1 protein-coding gene is annotated in these 1,199 nt (G+C 51.3%); it reads left to right on the top strand.

Annotation, left to right across the window (positions count from 1 at the left end):
• The first annotated feature begins 730 nt into the window (after positions 1-730).
• On the top strand, positions 731-1,165 hold the full coding sequence (locus ACX3P0_RS25260) for a ParB/Srx family N-terminal domain-containing protein (RefSeq protein WP_459092972.1): 435 nt from the start codon (positions 731-733) through the stop codon (positions 1,163-1,165).
• Positions 1,166-1,199: the final 34 nt, after the last annotated feature.

Here is a 1,199-nt window from a genome sequence, read left to right as displayed (position 1 = left end):
TCAGTTAAGCGTGTGTCAGCGTATTCGGGGTGTAAGCCACGGAATTCACAACGCTTTACCAGGCAGCCAATGTGGTCAAGAGTTTGGGAAATTCCGCTGGTGGTGGAGGCAGTCTCGAGCGAACCCGTCTCTCGTCGAGATTCCCTGTTTTGGGTCGATAAACAGGGACTTCAGCGCATTCTATCCAGATTTGAGGTGTGACCGGGGAAGAAAAGGCTGGATTATCAGAAGGTGAGGCGGAGCAATTCCCTATTTGGAAAGCAGGGAATTGTTTTCGGCAAGCAGCGAAATATCTAGGGCGGTGCAGGCTATTCGTTGAACGAGCTCGGAATGTGGGCGGTCACCTCGGCAAATCCGACCCTGGACCGTCGTAAGCTGCGAGGAATGTAGCGAATGACACCAGTATCCTAATTACGAATATTGATCGAACGTCGAATTCGATATTGGCGACGGCGTCATTGGCTACCCAGCTCGCTAACTTCAGGCGAATAATTTTATGGTCTCCGTTCCGAAAGGACGAAAACGTATCGCCAACGAAAATCGGAAAAGAATTGCCTGCATCATTAACAGCAACTACGCCTGTATCTGTAATAAATAATCCGCGATTAATTGCAATAAAATCACGATATGTTCTTTGTACTTATGTACATTCCTTTTTTATATAGGATGTATTGTGTATTGATCGAAGTATGCTAGAAGCATGTCAGGCGAAGTGCTTGGAGTGTGGTCTATGCGTTCCCTTCAGATCGAAATCATGCCGCCGGCTGCGTTGCGCCCATACCTGCGCAATGCCCGGATCCATCCAAAGCGGCAGATCAAGAAAATTGCTGAGAGCATCCGGCAGATTGGTTTCGTAAACCCGATCCTGATCGATGAGCACGAGGAGATCATCGCTGGCCACGGCAGGCTGATGGCTGCCAATTTGCTGGGGCTCGATGCAATCCCGGTCATCAGGATTAGAGATCTTTCGGAAGCGCAAAAGCGTGCCCTTCGAATTGCCGACAACAAGCTCGCGCTGGATTCCACATGGTCGTCGGAACTCCTCGCGGAGGAGCTCGAAGAACTCGCCGGCCTGGATTTTGATCTCACCTTGACCGTGTCAACGGCGGAGCAAAATCAGGCCAATGGGCGGAGTAAAACCAGGCCACGGTTTGCGTGCGTATGAGACCGCCGGGAGGGCGTAGCCCGAGCGGGGGTCT

It is taken from the genome of Mesorhizobium sp. A556, assembly GCF_054489545.1.
Note: the sequence above shows the minus strand (reverse complement) of the source record. Positions and strands in the feature narration are given on the sequence as shown.

Coding starts and splice junctions, on each gene's coding strand:
- ACX3P0_RS25260 (WP_459092972.1), top strand. CDS start 731: ATGCGTTCCCTTCAGATCGAAATCATGCCGCCGGCTGCGTTGCGCCCA.